The following is a 20,147-nucleotide window of genomic DNA, read 5'->3' as shown; positions in this document are numbered from 1 at the left end:
CCTTCAAAAAGTTTTATTTTTTATAAATGATTGATAAAGAAGAAAATCGCCCTTCATGGGATGAATATTTTATGTTGATGGCAAAGTTAGCGGCTACTCGCTCTACTTGTCTTGCTTTTCCCGTGGGCGCTGTCATCGTCAAAAATCGTCAAGTATTAGCCACTGGTTATAATGGCCCTCCTTCTGGTTCGGTACATTGTACGGCACAGGGCTTTTGTTATGAGGGTTTGAGCAGTTGTGATGCTAGTAAGGATTTACCCTCTCGGGCGGTTCATGCCGAGGCAAATGCGATCGCACGGGCAGCCCGTCATGGTATTTCCACCGAAGGGGCAACCATCTATGTAACCCTTGAGCCTTGTATTTCCTGTTTAAAATTAATTATTTCAGCGGGTATTAAGGAAGTATTTTACGAAACCAATTTTAATAAGGGCGATCGGCTAACGGTAAGGGATTATTATATACAAGATGGACTAATCAGACTTCACCAAATGTCCATTAGTGAGGGAGTAGCTATCAAAGCGATTCAATTTCTGAATGATACCGTTTCTTTAAAAAAATAGAGTATCGAGAAATGAGGAGAAAAATATTCCGTAAAGACTAAAATTCTCCCCCATCAGCATCTGTTTTGGCAGCAAAAAATAATCTCCCTTTACCATTACCCTATTTACAATAGGGACAAAAGACTCTGAGTAACGGTCATAGGATTTTCTGCCTCCATAATAGCCCTCACTACCGCCGTACGACTAGCACCAGCCTTTGTCACATCCGTAATATTAGTTTCATCGATGCCCCCAATGGCAAACCAAGGTACCGTAGCATTAGCCTTGGCATAACGGACATATTCCAATCCAGAAGCCTTCTTTCCTGCCTTGGTAGGGGTTTCATAAACCGGGCCTACTCCAATGTAGTCAACTCCTTCCCCCAAAGCCTTCGCCATTTCTTGGGGATTAGTGGTAGATTTCCCAATGATTTTATTTTGTCCTAATATTTGTCTGGCTAAACCCACAGGCATATCCGTTTGCCCCAGATGTACCCCATCTGCATTCACCGCCAAAGCAATGTCGGGGCGATCGTTTACAATAAATAAAGCTCCATACTGATGGCACAATTGCCTTAACTTATACGCTTCCTTAAGTTTAATTAAATCATCTTGATCCTTATGGCGATATTGAACAATTTTCAAACCACCCTTCAAAGCCGATTCCACCACCCCAAAAAAATTATCCACAGGCATCGTCACCAGATACAAACTAACCTTATTTAATAACTGTTGTCGAGACTTGCCAATCAACTTACTCTCCAAACTATAAACCTGATAGCGTAATTGCTTCATCCCCGAAGCAAACTCCCCATTATATAACTTGGCATATTCCTCCAATACCCTCAAAGCCTCCTGAACACGACAAAAATTCGCCTGTAACAAAGCCTCTAAACTTTCTCTCTCCTCCTCTTGAGGGTGGCTTAACTGCGTCCCGGGGTCATTGGGAGTATCCCTAGAGGTACGTAAATCGTCACTATGCCAACTAGCCAAGTCTTGACGCATTTCCTTACATACTGAGGCGGTATCAACATCATTTAAACCAAAACGACACCATTCCTCAATGATTCTTAAGCCTTCCCTTGCCCTGTCTAAATTAGCATCTAAAATTCGATAAATAGCGGTTTTTTGATTAATCATATTAGTTAGTTAAAATAAGTTTGCAATAATAAATCCGATTTATAAACTGTACTTTTATTCATTGTTTATTGGCAATGGGCTTAAGCGTTTACCGAAAAAAAAAGACAGGATCTTGATCATTTCAAGATTAAGGAGTAGTTAAAAATGTTTATAGCGTTTTTCATAATTATGAGATATATTTATTATTCTCAAGTCCCCCTTATTAACGGGGATTTAGGGGGATCATTTTGTACCCCGTAACCATGATAATTGCTATATATTATCAATTTATAACCATAAACCATCGAAAACTGTTCCCTATTCCCTGCCCTAACTAGAAAATTTTTATTCACATACCTTTAAACGAGTAACAGTATTGACAATGTGATCCGTAGTTTCTCTCAAGACTATAGCATTTTCAGTAGATTTATTAACCATAACACTTACTACTAAATCAGGATAATTTTCCATTTCTAAATAACCCGATAAAGCCGTTACCCCCGTTAACGTTCCTGTTTTTGCTAGAAAATTTCCTTGGGCTGTACTATCTTGAAAACGATTTCTAAGGGTTCCATCTACCCCTGCAATGGGTAAAGATTGACGAAAAAGATTATTATACTCTGTATTAGCCATGCCCTGTAAAGTAGCCGTTACCGCTGAGGGGGTAATTAAATTTTGGCGAGAAAGTCCTGAGCCATCCCGAAGATTATGGGTTTGGGGGTCAACATTAATGGTGCTTAATAGTTGCTTTTGTTGTTCAAATTGACTACTGTTATCCTCTCTTAATTTTCTTAGCAAAATTTCAGCAAAAAGATTATTACTATCTTTATTTGTAGTATTAACTATGTCGGATAAAAGTTCTGATTTTATTTCCATTAACTGATTTTCTGGAGATAAATTATTAAAACTATTATCGGTAACAATTCTGGTGGATGAAACTGAAATATTCTCATTGATGAGGGCGGTTTGTAAACCATCTAAAAAGTATTGATGAGGGTTAGGAATTGATAACCACCATTGCCTAGATTCCCTATTAACTCCTAATTCTCCCGTAATTTCGATGGTTGACTCACGCCAGTTAGGAATTAACCTAATATTATTATCGTCAGGATTGCTGGTGGTAATCACGTTATTAGTAATTCGCCATTGTCTTCCCCCAAGATTATCTGACCATTGAATGGTGGCGGGTTGATTTACTCTTTGTCCAAAAAGGCTGATGGTAACGGTGTTTTCATTGAGAATAATGTTACTGACGGGGGGAGCGTAATAATAGGGTAGGTCAGAGTTTTCCCATGTGCCATTGATAATCTCGCTAAAGGGCAAATCGTCTTTGATAATCAGTTGATTGATGCTGGTAATTCCTTTTTCTTTTAATTGTTGGGCTATACTTTCTAATTTATCGGTAGTAATGGTGGGATCTCCATTGCCTAGGATGATTAAACTATCTATGTTGGGCATTTCCCCTGTGTAATAAATGGGGGTGGAGATTTGATGGTTTGCACCAAATTTGAGAAGGGCGGATGCGGTGGTTAAGACTTTGGCGTTGGAAGCTGGGATGAAGTATTGTTCGCTGTTGCGCTCATACAGGGTATTTCCTGAGTTGAGTTGTTTAACGAGGATGCCCCAAGTCGCCCTTTGATGGGTAGGATTATCTAAAATGGCATTTATTTCTCTGCCTAAGTCCTGTTCACAGATTTGAGGTTTTTCTTGCGCTTTTACTTGGTATCCCGAAAGGGGATTGAGGGCAAAGAGGAGGGCAAAAGTAACTTTTAAGCTGGTTTTTAACATGATTTTTTTTAGGGCAACAAAATCATTGTAATGGTTAATCAAGGCATACCATGGCTAAGTCGGAAATGACAACATCGGCGGTGTCAAGGTGGTGGGCTTGGGGGTTGTGCCAACAAATACCGATTACGCCCTTTGCCCCTGCGTTTTTTGCCATGGCAATGTCTCCTTGGGAGTCTCCTATCATGAGGGTTTTTTCTGGGGCGACTTGCATTTTTTCACAGGCTTGAAGGAATAGGCGGGGATCTGGTTTTGATAATCCGCCATCTACGCCCATGATAAGGTTAATGTAGGGGGTTAGTTGATGGTTTTCTACAAATTCGGCTACTCCTTGGGTACTGTCGGCGGAAAGGATGCCTAGGGGTAGTCCTGCTTCGGATAGGGTTTTTAACACTTCTAAACTGCCCGCAAATAGGGGGGAGGTGTTTCCTCGGTTGGGTAAGGCTTTATCGGCTTCTTCAAATCCTTTTCGGGCGATCGCCAATGACTCAAACCAACTTCTGCCCGTCTCGGCGATATATCCTGCGGAAACAATCAAATTTTCATGGTGACTACCTACGGCCATTAATCCTGTGGGGTTAAGGTAATCTCTTTCTACACCGTAGGCCATGAGTAGGGGTTCACTGGTACCGGGGATTTGAGCATCGATGAGTCTGGCACGTTTGAGTGCTAATTCCCGAAGAAAGCTCTCGGAGTCGGCGAGGGTGCCGTCTTTGTCGAAGATAATGGCTTCTATATTTTCAAATTTTTTCCCTTTACAGGTGATTGTTTTCATGGGGTTGTTTGTTTTTTGAGGGCTGGTAACGGTGACTAGATATGAGATAATTTTAGGCGAGGAATAACACAGATAAGACGATTATTGATTATGACTAGAGATGTAAATTGTAAGGTTGAGTGTGTCAACGGTTGTATTTTGGGGGATGATTGTCCTAATAAGCAATATGCTGAGGAAACAAAAAAGTTTTTGAATGATACTTCTTTGGATAAAATGTTGGAGATGGCGGAGGCCGCCCGGTTGAAAAAGTTGACTGAGCCTCCTAAATGGGTTATTCCTGATGATATTTAATGAGATATTTTCCCTATTTTCTAAGTGTCAGGAAATAGGGTTTTTTTCATTTAGGGGGTTGACCATGGCATTGAGTTTCTTGGATACGGGGCTAAGGGGCAACCCAAAGGAGGGTTTGTCCATACTCTACGGGTTCGCCATTTTCTACGGCAATTTCCATTACCTGCCCTGTGACTTCAGACTCGATTTCGTTCATCAGTTTCATGGCTTCAATGATACATACAACACTGCCCACACTGATTTTATCTCCTGTTTCTACGAAGGCGGGTTCTCCGGGGGCTGATGCTCGGTAAAATGTACCTACCATGGGGGAGGTGATTTCTTTCCAGTTATCTCGTTTTTTGCTTTGGTCTTCCGCTGGTTTTTCGATACTGGTGTTAGAGGATGCGATCGCCTCTGGGGGTGTACTTTCTACCGTCGGGGGTACAGATACAGGAGCTTGGGTAATGGTATAGTTGGGCATGACCACTTCAGGTTTACTTTTATTAACTGTTAACTCGAAGTCTCCTTCTTTGATAGTTAATTCGGTAATGTCTGTAGTGGCGATCGCCTCTATAAATTCTTGTAGTTGCTTAAAATCTATTGGCACTGTTAAATTTTATGATCTAAAGGGTTTATGTTAACAAAGTCAAGGTTAATCTTAGCTTAGTTTTCTCTGCCTAAATAAGTATCGGTACGGGTATCAATTTTAATCTTCTCACCGATGGAGATAAATAAAGGCACCATCACTTGGGCTCCCGTTTCTACAATAGCTGGTTTCGTTCCTCCTGTGGCGGTATCTCCTTTTACCCCCGGATCTGTTTCCGTAATTTCCAACACTACGGAAGTGGGCAACTCTACATCTAAAACGGTGGAATTCCAATAAAGAATATTAACCTCCATTTCTTCTTTTAGGTACTTAAAGCGATCGCCCATTTGCTCTTCCGATAACCTCGCTTCCTCAAAAGTTTCCATATCCATAAAAACATATTCATCCCCATCCTTATAGGTATGTTGCATGGTACGCTTTTCAAGATTTGCTTGGGGTACGGTTTCCCCTGCCCTAAAAGTTTTTTCCATGGTATTACCTGTTCTGGCATTTTTGAGCTTAGTACGCACAAAAGCAGCACCTTTACCGGGTTTTACATGGAGAAATTCAACAACTTTCCAAACACTGCCATCTAACTCTATGCTGACACCCGTGCGAAAATCATTACTAGAAATCATACAGTTTATTAAATACTAATCAATATCTTGACAATGGCGATAAAAAACGCCTAAACTATATTCTCTCAAAATGGAACAATTGACAACGCTAGAGAACAATTGATAATGGATAATTGATAGTTGATAATTAAATTTTCATCGCAGAGAATAATTAGAAAAAGCAGACCAGAATACCCCAGCAGTAACCACAGGGGTAATAGATGGTAGATATAGTTTTAGACAAGTCTACAAAGCGGGTGGGGGGAATCGAACCCCCATCATTAGCTTGGAAGGCTAAGGTTTTACCACTAAACTACACCCGCAGGTGCTTTGCTGGTTAACTATTATAACCAAACTTTTTTTATTATGCAAGGATATTTTTTATTTATTCGACAAAGCCCTTTGCACTTCAAAAATAATCCCCATAGATGTAAAATCATATTACATTTTATTAAGACATATGGATATAGTTACTGTTAGTTTTTTTACTTTATTATTATTTCAAGGAGTTTGTAGCTTCATTCTTTTAGCCAGACTACTGCGAGGAGCAAAAAGATTTCCCCCCCTCAAACCCCAATCAGCAAATCCGACACAGTTAGCCCAAGTTTCCGTGGTAGTACCGACTTTAAATGAAGTAAATCGCATGGATGGAATGTTGTTAGGCATTACCCGTCAAACCTATGAAGTAAGAGAGATACTAATAGTTGACAGCGACTCCAAAGATGGCACAAGGGAAAAAGTAAAAGATGTGGCACAAAAAGATCCCCGGGTGAAATTATTAACTGACCCCCCCTTGCCTTCGGACTGGGTAGGGCGCCCTTGGGCTTTGCACAATGGGTTTTTAGCTAGTTCCTCCCATAGTAAATGGATATTGGGCATTGATGCTGATACTCAACCTCAACCCGGATTAATCCCTAGTTTAATTAGTTTTGCGGAAACCCATGATTATGATGTGTTGTCCTTATCTCCCCAATTCATTCTCAAGTCAGGGGGTGAATGGTGGTTACAACCAGCTTTATTAATGACTTTGCTATATCGCTTTGAGTCTTCGGGGGTAAATGCCATGACTCCTGAAACGGTAATGGCTAATGGTCAATGTTTTTTAATTAAACGTAAGGTGTTGGAAGATTTAGATGGTTATTCCATGGCTTCTACTTCTTTTTGTGATGATGTCACCCTTGCCCGTGGTGCAGCGATGAAGGGTTATAAGGTGGGTTTTGCCGATGGTGCTACGTTAATTAAGGTGAGAATGTATGAGGGGTTAAAGGAAACATGGCAGGAATGGGGACGCTCTTTGGATTTGAAGGATGCGGCTTCTAAGGCTCAGTTGTGGGTGGAGTGTGGTTTTTTGGCGTTGGTACAGGGTTTACCATTACCTTTGACTATTTTTGGAATTCTGAACTATGATAATTATGATTATCTAACTTTCAAATTGTTATTTATTCTCAATTTATTTTTATTACTAATTCGCTTTGCTCTTTTAGGTGCGATCGCCCCTAGCTACGATAAAGGGAAATCAATGGGTAAACTATTATTCTGGCTATCACCCACCGCAGATATTTTCGCCGTAGCCCGTATTTTTCTTTCCGCCCTCACAAAACCCAAAACATGGCGAGGTAGAGCATATAAGTAATTCATAGAGCAAATATTAACAACCGATCGCACTTAATTTGTATATTATAAAATAGGTGCTAGGCTAAAGGAAGCGACAAAAAAGACACAGTATCAGATAACGCCCCATGAGTACAGTTACCGCCACCAAACCCAGCAATTTAAGCGTAGAGAAACAAGAAAATACCCGACCCACCGCCACGGGAATCTATGTAACCGTCCATGGGCATTTTTATCAACCGCCCAGAGAAAACCCTTACCTAAACGCCATCGAGCGTCAACCTAGCGCCCAACCCTTCCACGATTGGAACGAAAGAATTTTCCATGAATGCTATCGTAACAACGTTTTTGCCCGTATATATAACGATCAAGGAAAAATTGTCGGTATTGTCAATAACTTTGAGTATCTAAGTTTTAATATTGGCGCCACCCTCATGTCATGGTTACAAAAATATGATCAAGAAGTCTATGAAAAAATTATAGAAGCAGATAAAGCCAGTTGTGAAAGGCTCAATGGTCATGGAAATGCGATCGCACAGGTATATAACCATATTATTTTGCCCCTCGCCAACGAACGGGATAAATATACCCAAGTACGCTGGGGCATTACCGACTTTTATCAGCGTTTTGGGCGTAATCCCGAAGGAATGTGGTTAGCGGAAACCGCCGTGGACTATCCCACCCTAGGAGTCCTCATCGATGAAGGGATAAAATTTCTGATCCTTGCCCCCACCCAAGCCAAAAAATGTCGCCCCATGAATAACGACGGCACAAAAGGAGAATGGCTAGAAGTAGGAGGAGGACAAATTGATCCCACTCGCCCCTACCGATGCTATGTTAAAGGTCATGGTCACATTGATATATTTTTCTACGATGGACCTATTTCAGGAGATATGGGCTTTGGGGATGTTTTATCCAGTAGCCACAACTTTTATTCCCGTCTCAAATTAGCCATTCGGGGGGATGAAAGACCATCTCAGATAATCTCCGTGGCCACCGATGGAGAAACCTTTGGACACCACAAAAGAGATACAGAAAGATGTCTTGCCTATGCCTTTACAAAAGAATTTCCCCAACAAGGTTGGAGCGTAACCAATTACGCCCACTATCTTAGTTTGGTAGAACCCACTTGGGAAGTAGAACTTAAACCCGTTACCGCTTGGAGTTGCTCCCATGGGGTAGATAGATGGCAGGATGATTGTGGTTGTGGAGGGGGCGGTGGTTTTCACCAAAAATGGCGCCGTCCGTTGCGTGATAGCCTCAACTGGTTAAGGGATGAATTAACTAAGGTATATCAAGAGGTTGCCCCTAACTATTTTGTGGACATTTGGAAGGCGAGGGATGAATATGTAGAAGTTATTTTAGATCGTAGTCCTGAAAATGTAGAAAAGTTTTTAACAAAACATAGCCCTCAATCATTAACCCCCTCTGAACAAATTGACGCTTTACGGTTGTTGGAGATGCAACGTAACTCATTGTTAATGTTTACCAGTTGCGGATGGTTTTTTGAGGAAATTTCTCGCCCCGAAGGTACACAAATATTACGCTATGCTTCAAGGGCCATTGAATTGGCTGGGGAAATTTCAGGGGTTCAATTAGAAAAAGAATTTATCAGACTTCTGCAAAAAGCGCCTAGTAATGTGGAAAGTTTTGGCAATGGGGGGCAAATATATTTAGAATCGGTAATTCCCAATCAGATAAACCTCAAGCAGGTGGCGGCTCACTATGCCATTAGTTCTTTATATACTAATTATTCCACGGATGAGACAATCTATTGTTATGATGCTCATCAATTGGACTATCAAAAACAGCAGGTTGGTTCATTAACTTTGGCGGTAGGACAGGTCAAATTAACTTCTCAGATTACCCTAGAAAGCGCCCATTATGTGTTTGGGGTAATTCATCTGGGGGGTTGGGATTTTCATTGTTGTATTCAACCTTTTTCCAGTCGCTTGACTTACAGTCAGATAAAATCTCAGTTATTCACTGCCCTTAAGGATATTAGTGTGGTGGAGGTAATTTTGTTGATGAGTGAGTTGTTTGGGAATCAGTCTTTTGATTTACAACAGATTTTTGGGGAGGAGAAACTGATTATCCGTGATAAGTTGATGGAGACGACGAAAAAACATCTTGATCAGCTTTATACTCAGGTATATCGAGATAATTATAGTATTCTTCTTGCTTACTACAGGGATGATATGCCCGTACCTCAAGAGTTGCAAGTGGCGGCGCAGGTGGCGATTTCTTACCGTTGTAGTCAGGTAATTCAGGAGTTGGCTACTAAATGCCCTAAGTCTTGTAATGTGGAGGGTTATTTGATGGAGTTAGAGGCGATCGCCCTGGAGGCGGATCATTTAAACTGTAAGTTAGAAGTACCCGAAGCTAAGGAAACTTTGGAGAAACTAATGGTAGATTTTTTGACCCAAATTTTAGATGGGGCATCGATCCAAACCATTGAGCAAGATATTGATAGTATTAAGAGTATTATTGATGTGGGTACACTCCTAAAGATTAATCTTTGTTTACACAAGGCACAGGAGCAGTTATACTTTTTTGTTCATCAAAAATCCATTGAAAGTATTATCGAACAAGAAACCCTGATGCCCAATAGTTCTAAGTTGCGATCGCTCTTTAAGCTAGGGGAATATTTATCAGTCCATTGTGGCGCTTAGGTTTTACCAATTTTAGACCCTGTGGGGAAGTCATTTAATAACAAGGGGTTTTTAAACCCCCTGCCTTACTTGGTACTAATTTTTAAAAAGGCCATTGCCAATTGTTTATTTCATCCTTATCAATACCATGGGTATGGGCATAGTTAAGATTATCGATAATTTCATTTTTCATCAATTCTTTGAGGTATCCTGCCCTAGAGCCTAGTTTAGGAACACGATCAATAACATCAATTACTAAATTAAAACGATCAATTTGGTTCTTAATAGCTAACTCTAAAGGAGTATTAATATTTCCTTCTTCTTTATAACCCCTCACATGGAGACGCTCAGGATTAGGGTGACGGTAGGCTAGTTTGTGAATTAACCAAGGATAACCGTGGAAATTGAAGATAATGGGCTTATCTTCGGTGAAAAGGGTAATAAAATCTCGGTGGGATAAACCGTGGGGATGTTCAGTTTCATCCTGTAATTTGAAAATGTCCACCACATTAATAAACCTTACCTTTAAATCGGGACATTCTTCCCGTAAAATCGCTGTGGCAGCAAGGGCTTCCATGGTAGGTACATCACCGCAGGATGCCATAATTACGTCTGGCTCGTTGGCTTTGCCTTTTTCGTGGTCATTACTTGCCCAATCCCAAATACCAATACCCTTGGTACAGTGTTTAATGGCATCTTCTACGGTTAAGTATTGGAGATGGCTTTGTTTATCGGCAACGATGACGTTTACATAGTCTTTGCTACGCAAACAATGGTCAATGACACTCAATAAACAGTTGGCATCGGGGGGGAAATATACCCTCGTAACATCGGCACTTTTATTGGTTACTAAATCCACAAAGCCGGGATCTTGGTGGGAAAATCCGTTGTGATCTTGTCTCCATACGGTGGATGATAATAGGATATTGAGGGAAGATACGGGCGATCGCCAAGGCACATGATTTTTAGATATATCTAACCATTTTGCGTGTTGGTTAAACATAGAATCAATGACATGGGCAAAGGCTTCGTAGGTGTGAAATAGTCCATGTCTGCCCGTGAGTAGATAGGTTTCGAGCCATCCTTCTAGGGTATGCTCACTCAACATTTCCATTACCCTACCATCGGGGGAAAGTTCGCCCCCATCTTCATCTTCGGGTAAATAGTCCGCCATCCATACTTTTTTAGAAACCTCATAAATGGGATTAAGGCGGTTAGAAGCGGTTTCATCGGGCCCAAATACTCGGAAAGTGGTCATATTACGAGCCATCACATCCCGTAAAAATATGCCCATGGCCTTAGTATTTTCAAAGCGAATTTTACCTGGGGAGGTAATTTGTATGGCGTATTCAGCATCGGCAAAATTAGGTAAATCAAGGTCTTTTCTGAGTAAACCACCGTTAGTAATGGGGTTCGCACTCATACGCCTAGCTCCCTTCGGAGACAATTCCTGCAATTCGGGAATTAAAGTACCATTTTCGTCGAATAATTCCTCTGGCTTATAACTTTTCATCCATTCCTCTAACAGGCGTAGATGTTCCGTGTTACTGTGCATATTACCCATGGGAACTTGGTGCGATCGCCAAAAATTCTCCACCTTATGACCATCCACATTTTTCGGGCCAGTCCACCCCTTCGGAGAGCGAAAAACAATCATCGGCCACCGAGGACGTTTCGGAATACCAGTGCTACGGGCTTCTGCTTGAATTTCCCTAATTTTATTTACACAAATCTCAAGGGTTTCGGCCATCTTTTGGTGCATAATCTCAGGGTCATCCCCTTCCACAAAATAAGGCTCATAACCATAACCCACAAATAAAGCATTTAACTCCTCATGGGAAATACGAGATAAAATAGTAGGGTTAGCAATCTTATAACCATTAAGGTGCAAAATCGGTAACACCGCCCCATCACGGATAGGATTAATAAACTTGTTGGAGTGCCAAGAAGTCGCCAAAGGCCCTGTTTCCGACTCTCCATCCCCCACCATCACCACGGAAATAAGATCAGGATTATCTAATATAGAGCCATAACCATGGGATAAACTATAACCTAACTCTCCCCCCTCATGAATAGAACCGGGGGTTTCAGGGGTAACATGGCTACCGATATGACCGGGGAAAGAAAACTGTTTAAAAAACTTGCGCATTCCTTCCTCATCCATGCTTTTATCTGGATAAACTTCGGAATAAGTACCTTCTAAATATACGGGGGCAAGAATCCCCGGCGCTCCATGACCGGGCCCTGCCAAATAAATCATATTAAGGTCATATTTATTAATTAGGCGATTGAGATGAACATATACAAAACTCAACCCCGGGCTAGAACCCCAATGTCCTAGTAATCTATATTTAATATCTTCTGGTTTTAGATGTTCTTTTAGTAGCGGATTGGAGCGTAAATAGATCATTCCTACCGCAAGATAGTTACAGGCGCGCCAGTAGGCATCTATTTTTCTTAATTCTTCTGAGTCTAATACTAATGACTCTTTATTTTGTTGTGTGGGAGTTTGTACCATAATTGCACCATACGTTCAGTATTTGTACTCAGTCTAGCACCAGAATTTTTGATGTTCAACCTTTTTGATATTTTTTAATTATTGCTTAACCTTATCTACTTTTTTTTGAAAATATGTTTTTTAAATTACAGTTATAAGGGTATAATTTGCTACTAAAAATAAAGGTAATATTTTTAATGAAGTCTAGATACTATTTGACGGTTTTTTAGGATTTGTACTGTATTATGCCCTGTTTTTCCACCATTACCTTATGAAAGGTTAAGTTATAGTTAAGGAAGTAGTTCTCATGAAGTATTTTAATGCAAAGGGTTTAAGCCGATTGTTAATAAAATTTGAATAACATTAAAGATTATAAATAATTTCACCAATCTATTGAACGGAAAAATTATGATAACTAATAATTAACTTTTGTTTAGGCTTAATTGATCATTAGCTACCTAGAAATTTTATCTACCTAGAAAATTTTATTCATCTCCGATGAATCGCTACTATAACTATCTTTTCAAGACAAAAAATATTACAATAAATAGTATATTTCAAAGTATTTGATTGATTTTTATTTTCTATTTAACCATGATAAAAAAAAGATTATTAATAGAAGATTTAAGTATCACCCCCTATGAAAAAGTATGGGATTATCAAAAAAAATTGGTGCAACAACGGTTAGAAAATCCTAATTTAGACGATGTTTTATTATTAGTGGAGCATCCCGCTGTTTATACCCTCGGTACAGGGTCAACGGTGGACAACCTCAAATTTGACCTAAATCATTTTTCTGGTCAGCTATTTCGCACGGAAAGGGGCGGAGAGGTAACATATCATTGCCTAGGGCAGATTGTAGCTTATCCGATTTTGAATTTACGCCGTCATCAGCAGGATTTACACTGGTATCTCAGGCAGTTGGAGGAGGTGGTAATAAATTTGTTGGCTGTTTATGGGGTTAAGGGTGAAAGAATCGATGGTTTAACGGGGGTTTGGGTGAATGATGAAAAAATAAGTGCGATCGGTATTAAGGTTAAAAGATGGATTACCATGCACGGTTTAGCCATTAATGTAACCTGTGATTTGTCAGGGTTTGAACAAATTATTCCCTGTGGTATTCGGGATAAATCAGTGACGAGGTTGGCTAATTTTGAGCCTGATATACAGATAGAAGATGTAAAAAAACAACTGGTAATAAGGTTTAAAAAAGTCTTTGGTTATGGCTCAAATCTTGAGAATAGCTAAAGATTTCAGGGGTTTTGACAATCAAGGGTTATGATCTAGCTAGACAAAACACTCACAAAACGTAAGCATTTATGGCATCCCCTGAAGCAGTTCAAAAATATTTGGCGTATTGGTTTCAGTTACAAAAACCAGTAATAATTGCCCGTCAGAATAAAGCCATTTTACCAAAAAGAGTTCTTATGGGCGATCGCTACAGCCTCGAATTTGAGAGATGTTGGGAGCTAATTTCAGATCCTGCCACAGGAGATTGTTATGTACAGGGTACCGCCCAAACCATTCAACAGTTACTATCTTCTAAATGGAATATCAGTGACTGCGCCCGTTGTGCCATGCCTGTACCTATCATTGAAGTTGGGATACAAAAATCTAGTTGCGTGTGCGATGATTTAGATAATTGGCCCAATGACTCACTCCCCTCTCCCCGAGAGCCAATTCAGAATAACAAAAGGCTAAAAAATATTTATAGTCGTCTCAACCGCACCTCTCAATCTTTTTAGAGTTGTTTCATCTTCTTGATTTGCGTAAAGCGGTAACCGCATCAACGGTGGCTTGTGCTACTTTTTTTATTTCGGCTTCAGTATTAAATCTACCGATACCAAATCTTAGGGATGCTTGGGCAAGGGTTTTAGGATGTCCTAACGCCGTTAACACATGGGATGGTTTTGTGGATTCAGAAGTACAAGCAGAGCCAGAGGAAACGGCAACGGTGGACTGTAGGGCAAGGATTAAAGCCGCACCATCGACATCTTTAACACTAATGTTAAGGTTGCCAGACAATCTTTTTTCTAAATCCCCATTAAGGATAACCCCTTCTAGTTGACTAATTTCCCGCCAGAGATAATCCCTCAGTTGTTTTTGTTTAATATTTTCTTCTTCCATGGAATTGATAGCTATTTCCACCGCCTTACCAAACCCCACAATATTAGGAGTACACAAAGTACCAGAGCGAATTTTATTCTCTTGCCCTCCCCCCTGAATCTGTGAGGCAATTTTTACCCTCGGATTGCGACGACGGATATATAAAGCGCCTATTCCTTTTGGTCCATAAATTTTGTGGGCTGTGAGAGACATCAAATCAATATTCATCGATCGCACATTGAGGGGTATTTTACCAATACCTTGGGCTGCGTCCGTGTGAAAAAGAATCCCCCTATCATGGCAAATTTGCCCAATGTCAGCGATGGGTTGCAATACTCCAATTTCATTGTTCGCTACCATCACCGATACCAAAATAGTATCTTCTCGGATTGTGTCCTGTAATAAATCTAAATCTAGTAAACCATCTTGCCTAACGGGTAAAAAGCTGACTTCAAATCCCAAATCCATCAAATATTCGCAAGGCTCAATTACTGCTTTGTGTTCGGTTGCTACGGTAATGATATGTTTTCCCTTATCAAAATAGGCCTCTGCTACCCCTTTAATGGCTAAATTATCCGCCTCCGTTGCCCCGCTGGTAAAAACGATTTCATTTTCCTGAGCATTTATCGCCCCTGCAATGATTTCCCTCGCTTTTTTAATTCCCGCTTCTGCTTCCCAACCGTAAACATGGGCAATACTAGAAGAATTACCAAAATAGTCGGTAAAAAAAGGCATCATTGCCTCTAATACTCTTTTATCCATGGGAGTAGTAGCATGACAATCTAAATATATTGGACGCATGATCTTAATTGATAATGGATAATTGAGAATTGATAATAAGTTTCATTGTCCATTAACCCTAGTTGATTGTCAATTATGGTTCACTATGGCTTTGTTGTGTAAGCCACAACTCGGGAAATAGGATTTTAACCATTACCTATTCCCCATTGCCCACCTTCACGACACTACTTTTGAGAATAATGTATGAATTTTTTTTGCAATCTCAGGATATAGACCAAAATCAGCTAAAATAAAATGTTCATAATCAAATTAACCACTTAATACTATGACTGGAAAAGTAATAGATAGTGGTGCTAACGGTTTACTATTAGTATTACTGCCTTTCGCTCTTGTAACCATGGTGGTTTTTGTCGCCTGGCCCCTAATTGTCGGAGCTTTTGCTTTTGCATTAGGGTGGAAGATATGGCAAACCTACCAATGGCAACAACTATCTGCACAAATTGATCCTTTATTTAATCAATTAGTTAACGTCAATCAGGGATGTTTAACTATTTTGGATTTATCTTCAAAAACAGGTTTGAGCGCTCGTATATCTAAATGGTATTTAGATCGTAAAAAAGAGGAATATGGAGCGGTAAAAAGACTTTATGATAATCAAGGAGTTGTTTATTATTTCCTAAGTGCGAATACTTTGGGCAGTATTCTTGATGATAGTGAAACCGAATCTGCACCAAAAACCAATGTAATCTCTTCATCTGATTCTCGTTCTTCTGATGGGAATACTACCACAGTAATTGAATCTCAGCCTCAATCTTCTACTGGTGTTGATACTTCCGCTAATACTGAGGATGTATCCATAGCAAAGGAATCTATTAGCGAAAATAGTGATGATAATGTCTCTGAGGAGAATGATATTTCCCCAGTAAATCCCCCTGAAGTAATTCAGTCTGATTTGGGAGAGGTGATTGAAACTTCTACTATGGTTTTAAATCAAACGGAGTTAGCGAAACGGTTGGAGGTTAGCCCTAGCACTGTGGGTAAAAGAAAGTTGGATGATGATTTTGGGATTTGGAGCCAAAGTCGAGATCCTGACGGCATTCCGTGGTTTTATAAGGAGGAAGAGAAGGAGTTTATTCCTCGGGAGTCGTAGTATTTCTTTGTGTTTTTTGCTCAGGGGAGAAGGTTAAATTTTTAATAATAATAGGGGGTTTAAACCCCTTTTTCTTTTTGATGTCATCAAAATGTTTATCATCCGTATATTATGCGGATTTTTTAGTATATTTTTGTAAATAAAAATAAAGTTTAAATAATTTTGACTAGGTTTTATTAAAAAACTAACTATTTCAAAAATGAGGATCATATAATAAAGACAAATAACTCGAGAGAATTACTAATTTTGTTGATATTAATTAAGCTCTGGGGGTTGTTTTAATTTGGCTAATTTAAATGTTAGTCTTTGTAAACAATATCTATGTTGAAAAAATAGTTAATTTTTAAAATATTATTTTTTGATAATTTTTAGAAGATATTAAGTTACTGTAACCCCTAGTTTTTTGGAGAGAAGAAAATGCAAATTAGTGATATACTCAAACGCTATGATAAGGGCGATCGTGACTTTAGGGAAATCAATTTAAGTAAGAGTAATTTAAGTGGGATGAACTTAAGTTATGCTAATCTATCTCGCTCTAAGTTGATGGAAGCTCATTTAGCATGGTCAGATTTACAACGATGCTTTTTACTGGAGTCTGATTTGCGGGGGGCTTTTCTTTATGGGGCAAATCTTAGTTTTGTGAAGCTCAAAGATGCCTTATTGATGGAAGCAGATTTAACTAAGGCTGATTTACAGGGTGCTCAATTACATAAGGCTGATTTACAGGGGGCAACCCTCAGCGGTGCGGTATTAAATTGGGTGAGTCTTTATATGGCAAATTTACCGGGAGTGAATCTTTGCGGTGCTAATTTGGAGGGGATTAATTTACGGGGTGCTAATTTAGAAAAGGCGAATTTGAATTGGACGAATTTAAGCGGTGCAAGGTTAAGTGGTGCTAATTTGCGGGGGGCTAAACTTTATGGCATTAAGTTAAAGGGGGCTTTTCTTAATGGTTTGGATTTACATGGTATTAATTTTAGTGCCATGGATTTAGAGGAAACTAAAATGAGTGGCATGAAGCTCTATGGTGCTAATCTCAGTGGTAGTAATATGCAGTCTGCCTATATGCGCCGTACTGTTTTGGATAAGGCAGATTTAAAAAATGTGGTGCTAAATAAGGGACAGTTGAAAGGTGCTCAATTTGTTCAGGCTAATTTGATGAAAAGTGATTTGAGTGAAACGGATTTGAGGATGGCGGATTTAAGTTTTACTAATCTTAATTTGGTTAATTTAAAGGGTGCTGATTTGAGTAATGCTAACCTCCACGGTGCCTATCTTTGGGGTGCTTGTCTTGATGGGGCTATTGTAAGGGGTGCTAATTTTACGGGGGCAAATTTACGGGATGCGGATTTATCAGGCATAGATTTATCAGATGCAATTCTGACAGGGGCGACTATGCCTGATGGTAAGATTCACGTTTAGAGGCGACGGGCGATCGCACTTTCCCAAGTATTAACCATAGAAGAAAGGTCAACATCAATCAGGGATTGACCAGAATTAACCTGTAAATTACTACCCTTAACAACCCCAATTTCCTGCCAATTATTAGGTAAATGGTTCGCCAAAAACTGCTCCCAAGACTCCTTATTTTCAGGGGAAACAGAAACGATAATGGCACTAGCTAACTCCCCAAATAAAGCCCTATCGAAACGACCATCAAAAGCAGGTAAATTAACCACAGCACCCACATTCCCACCGATGCAAGACTCCGCAAGGGCAACGGTAAAACCACCCTCCGCACAATCATGGGCAGAGTTTACCAAACCATGGCGAATCCCTTCACGACAGGCTTTTTGTACCGCCTTTTCCAACTCAAAATCTAGGGCAGGGGGTTTTCCAGCGATGGTGTCATGGATAGTTGCCAAATATTCAGAAGCTCCCAAACTAGGATTAAAAGCCCCTAAGAAGTAAATCAAATCCCCCTCTTTTTGCCATCCTTGCCCCGCAATTTTGGTAATATCAGGAATTAAACCCACCATCCCGATAACAGGGGTAGGGTAAATGGGTTGAGGATTGCCCTCGCTGTCCACGGTTTCGTTATAGAGGGAAACATTACCCCCCGTCACAGGGGTTTCAAATTGACGACAGGCTTCGGAAATACCACTACAGGCGTGGTGTAACTGCCAATAACCGATGGGCTTTTCAGGGCTACCAAAGTTAAGGTTATCCGTTACTGCAATAGGTTCAGCCCCCACACAACTAAGGTTACGAGCTGCCTCGGCCACCGCTAAAGATGCCCCTAAATAGGGATCGAGATACACATAACGGGGGTTACAGTCGGTGGTGGCAGCTATACCCGTTTTCGCTAATTCGGGTTTACCGTTAACAGGACGCACCCTAACGATGGCAGCATCAGCGCCCCCAGGGAGCATGACCGTATTGTTTTGTACTTGGTGATCGTATTGGCGGTAAATCCACCGTTTGGAGGCGATGGTGGGCTGATCGAGGAGGGTTAAAAGAACTTCAGACCATTTTTGACCTTTTACCCCGTTTTCGTCGCACTCAGACAATTCGCTTTCGTTCCAAGTCCATGCCTTTTGGGCATATTCGGGGGCTTCGGAAAGTAGTTGGTGGTGATAGACGGGGGTATTATCCGCTAGGGCGGTGGAGGGTACTTCGGCGGCGATGCTTCCTTGGTGGAGGATGCGCACAATTTGCTCCTCGATTACTTCCCCTGCTACCACGGCATGGAGTCCCCAACGCTCGAAAATATCGATTAATTCTTGCTCTCTGCCTTTTTGGGCAATAAATAACATTCTTTCTTGGGACTCGGAAAGGAGATATTCATAAGGTATCATTCCCGTTTCCCTAGCTGGAATTTTGTCTAAATCTAACTCAATACCCAATCCCCCTTTGGCGGCCATTTCAGAGGTAGAACAGGTAATTCCTGCGGCACCCATATCCTGGGCGGCTACCACTGCCCCCGTCTTAAAGGCTTCTAAACAGGCTTCCACAAGGGATTTTTCGAGGAAAGGGTCTCCTACTTGTACCGCAGGGCGATCGTCCATGGAATCGTCCGTTAACTCGGCACTGGCAAAACTTGCGCCTCCCATACCATCACGCCCTGTGGTGGAGCCAACGTATAAAACGGGATTTCCTACCCCAGAAGCCCCAGACTTAACAATGGTTTCAGTTTCCATCAAGCCGATAGCCATGGCATTAACGAGGGGATTCCCTTTGTAAGCGGAATTGAAATACACCTCACCGCCCACGGTGGGAACTCCAATCGAGTTCCCGTAGTGACTTATACCCTCTACTACCCCTTGAAAAATTCTTTTGGTGTGGGGGTTGTCTAAATTACCGAAACGAAGGGAGTTTAAAATGGCGATGGGGCGCGCACCCATGGTAAAAATATCTCTGAGGATACCCCCTACCCCCGTGGCGGCTCCTTGGAAGGGTTCGATCGCACTGGGATGATTATGGGATTCAATTTTGAAGGCTACCTGTAACCCGTCTCCAAAATCCACAACCCCTGCATTTTCTCCAGGCCCTACTAAAATTCTTTCCCCCGTGGTGGGAAATTGGGAAAGGAGAGGGCGAGAATTTTTATAACAACAATGTTCTGACCACATTACCCCAAACATCCCTAATTCTGCTTTGTTGGGGTGTCTGCCTAAGCGTTGGACTATATCTTCATACTCAGAGGGTTTTAAGCCTTCGGATGCAATTTCTTCAGGGGTAAAGGGCGCTGACATATA

The 20,147-nt window shown here is 40.8% G+C and carries 16 protein-coding genes and 1 tRNA gene; 8 read left to right on the top strand and 9 right to left on the bottom strand.

Going from position 1 to position 20,147, the window contains the following annotated elements; genetic code table 11:
* The first annotated feature begins 26 nt into the window (after positions 1 to 26).
* Positions 27 to 560 carry a deoxycytidylate deaminase gene (locus ACXITR_RS01670; protein ID WP_457995497.1) on the top strand — a complete coding sequence of 178 codons (534 nt, stop codon included), beginning with the start codon at positions 27 to 29 and terminating at the stop codon, positions 558 to 560.
* A gap of 104 nt (positions 561 to 664) precedes the next feature.
* Here the strand turns inward: ACXITR_RS01670 and ACXITR_RS01665 are convergent, their stop codons facing one another.
* From ACXITR_RS01665 to ACXITR_RS01655, 3 genes are all read right to left on the bottom strand, one after another.
* Positions 665 to 1,678, bottom strand: a complete 1,014-nt coding sequence (locus ACXITR_RS01665) for a thiamine phosphate synthase (protein WP_457995496.1) — start codon at positions 1,676 to 1,678, stop codon at positions 665 to 667.
* Between the two features lie 324 nt (positions 1,679 to 2,002).
* The gene (gene dacB, locus ACXITR_RS01660; protein WP_457995495.1) at positions 2,003 to 3,445 is read right to left on the bottom strand and encodes a D-alanyl-D-alanine carboxypeptidase/D-alanyl-D-alanine endopeptidase; all 1,443 of its coding nucleotides are present in this window, start codon (positions 3,443 to 3,445) and stop codon (positions 2,003 to 2,005) included.
* 34 nt (positions 3,446 to 3,479) lie between these two features.
* On the bottom strand, positions 3,480 to 4,217 hold the full coding sequence (locus ACXITR_RS01655) for an HAD family hydrolase (protein ID WP_457995494.1): 738 nt from the start codon (positions 4,215 to 4,217) through the stop codon (positions 3,480 to 3,482).
* A gap of 90 nt (positions 4,218 to 4,307) precedes the next feature.
* On the opposite strand from ACXITR_RS01655, the gene ACXITR_RS01650 reads away from it, so the two are divergent.
* On the top strand, positions 4,308 to 4,508 hold the full coding sequence (locus tag ACXITR_RS01650) for a hypothetical protein (RefSeq protein WP_457995493.1): 201 nt from the start codon (positions 4,308 to 4,310) through the stop codon (positions 4,506 to 4,508).
* A 91-nt stretch (positions 4,509 to 4,599) separates the two neighbouring features.
* Here ACXITR_RS01650 and accB read toward each other — a convergent pair whose 3' ends face one another.
* The 3 genes from accB to ACXITR_RS01635 form a co-directional block, all read right to left on the bottom strand.
* A complete protein-coding gene (gene accB, locus ACXITR_RS01645; protein WP_457995492.1) occupies positions 4,600 to 5,097 on the bottom strand; it encodes an acetyl-CoA carboxylase biotin carboxyl carrier protein in 498 nt (165 codons plus the stop codon).
* A 56-nt stretch (positions 5,098 to 5,153) separates the two neighbouring features.
* The gene (efp, locus tag ACXITR_RS01640) at positions 5,154 to 5,714 is read right to left on the bottom strand and encodes an elongation factor P (protein ID WP_457995491.1); all 561 of its coding nucleotides are present in this window, start codon (positions 5,712 to 5,714) and stop codon (positions 5,154 to 5,156) included.
* 231 nt (positions 5,715 to 5,945) lie between these two features.
* A tRNA-Gly gene (locus tag ACXITR_RS01635) sits at positions 5,946 to 6,016 on the bottom strand.
* A gap of 137 nt (positions 6,017 to 6,153) precedes the next feature.
* Here ACXITR_RS01635 and cruG point away from each other — a divergent pair.
* On the top strand, positions 6,154 to 7,326 hold the full coding sequence (gene cruG, locus ACXITR_RS01630) for a 2'-O-glycosyltransferase CruG (RefSeq protein WP_457995490.1): 1,173 nt from the start codon (positions 6,154 to 6,156) through the stop codon (positions 7,324 to 7,326).
* 106 nt (positions 7,327 to 7,432) lie between these two features.
* On the top strand, positions 7,433 to 9,976 hold the full coding sequence (locus ACXITR_RS01625) for a DUF3536 domain-containing protein (protein WP_457995489.1): 2,544 nt from the start codon (positions 7,433 to 7,435) through the stop codon (positions 9,974 to 9,976).
* Positions 9,977 to 10,058: 82 nt separating this feature from the next.
* On the opposite strand, the gene ACXITR_RS01620 is transcribed toward ACXITR_RS01625, so the two are convergent.
* A complete protein-coding gene (locus ACXITR_RS01620) occupies positions 10,059 to 12,473 on the bottom strand; it encodes a phosphoketolase family protein (RefSeq protein WP_457995488.1) in 2,415 nt (804 codons plus the stop codon).
* 573 nt (positions 12,474 to 13,046) lie between these two features.
* Here ACXITR_RS01620 and lipB point away from each other — a divergent pair.
* Both lipB and ACXITR_RS01610 read left to right on the top strand, forming a co-directional pair.
* A complete protein-coding gene (lipB, locus tag ACXITR_RS01615; protein ID WP_457995487.1) occupies positions 13,047 to 13,700 on the top strand; it encodes a lipoyl(octanoyl) transferase LipB in 654 nt (217 codons plus the stop codon).
* Between the two features lie 71 nt (positions 13,701 to 13,771).
* Positions 13,772 to 14,197: a hypothetical protein gene (locus ACXITR_RS01610; RefSeq protein WP_457995486.1), complete on the top strand. Its 426-nt coding sequence runs from the start codon at positions 13,772 to 13,774 to the stop codon at positions 14,195 to 14,197.
* Positions 14,198 to 14,204: 7 nt separating this feature from the next.
* Here ACXITR_RS01610 and ACXITR_RS01605 read toward each other — a convergent pair whose 3' ends face one another.
* Positions 14,205 to 15,359: a cysteine desulfurase family protein gene (locus ACXITR_RS01605; protein ID WP_457995485.1), complete on the bottom strand. Its 1,155-nt coding sequence runs from the start codon at positions 15,357 to 15,359 to the stop codon at positions 14,205 to 14,207.
* 265 nt (positions 15,360 to 15,624) lie between these two features.
* On the opposite strand from ACXITR_RS01605, the gene ACXITR_RS01600 reads away from it, so the two are divergent.
* On the top strand, positions 15,625 to 16,449 hold the full coding sequence (locus ACXITR_RS01600) for a hypothetical protein (RefSeq protein WP_457995484.1): 825 nt from the start codon (positions 15,625 to 15,627) through the stop codon (positions 16,447 to 16,449).
* A 417-nt stretch (positions 16,450 to 16,866) separates the two neighbouring features.
* Positions 16,867 to 17,871, top strand: a complete 1,005-nt coding sequence (locus ACXITR_RS01595; protein ID WP_457995483.1) for a pentapeptide repeat-containing protein — start codon at positions 16,867 to 16,869, stop codon at positions 17,869 to 17,871.
* Here the strand turns inward: ACXITR_RS01595 and purL are convergent.
* Positions 17,868 to 20,144: a phosphoribosylformylglycinamidine synthase subunit PurL gene (gene purL / locus ACXITR_RS01590; protein WP_457995482.1), complete on the bottom strand. Its 2,277-nt coding sequence runs from the start codon at positions 20,142 to 20,144 to the stop codon at positions 17,868 to 17,870. The two genes, ACXITR_RS01595 and purL, sit on opposite strands and share 4 nt — an antisense overlap.
* Positions 20,145 to 20,147 lie beyond the last annotated feature (3 nt).

The organism is Cyanobacterium sp. (genome assembly GCF_054166785.1).
This window is presented reverse-complemented; position numbering and strand designations above follow the sequence as displayed.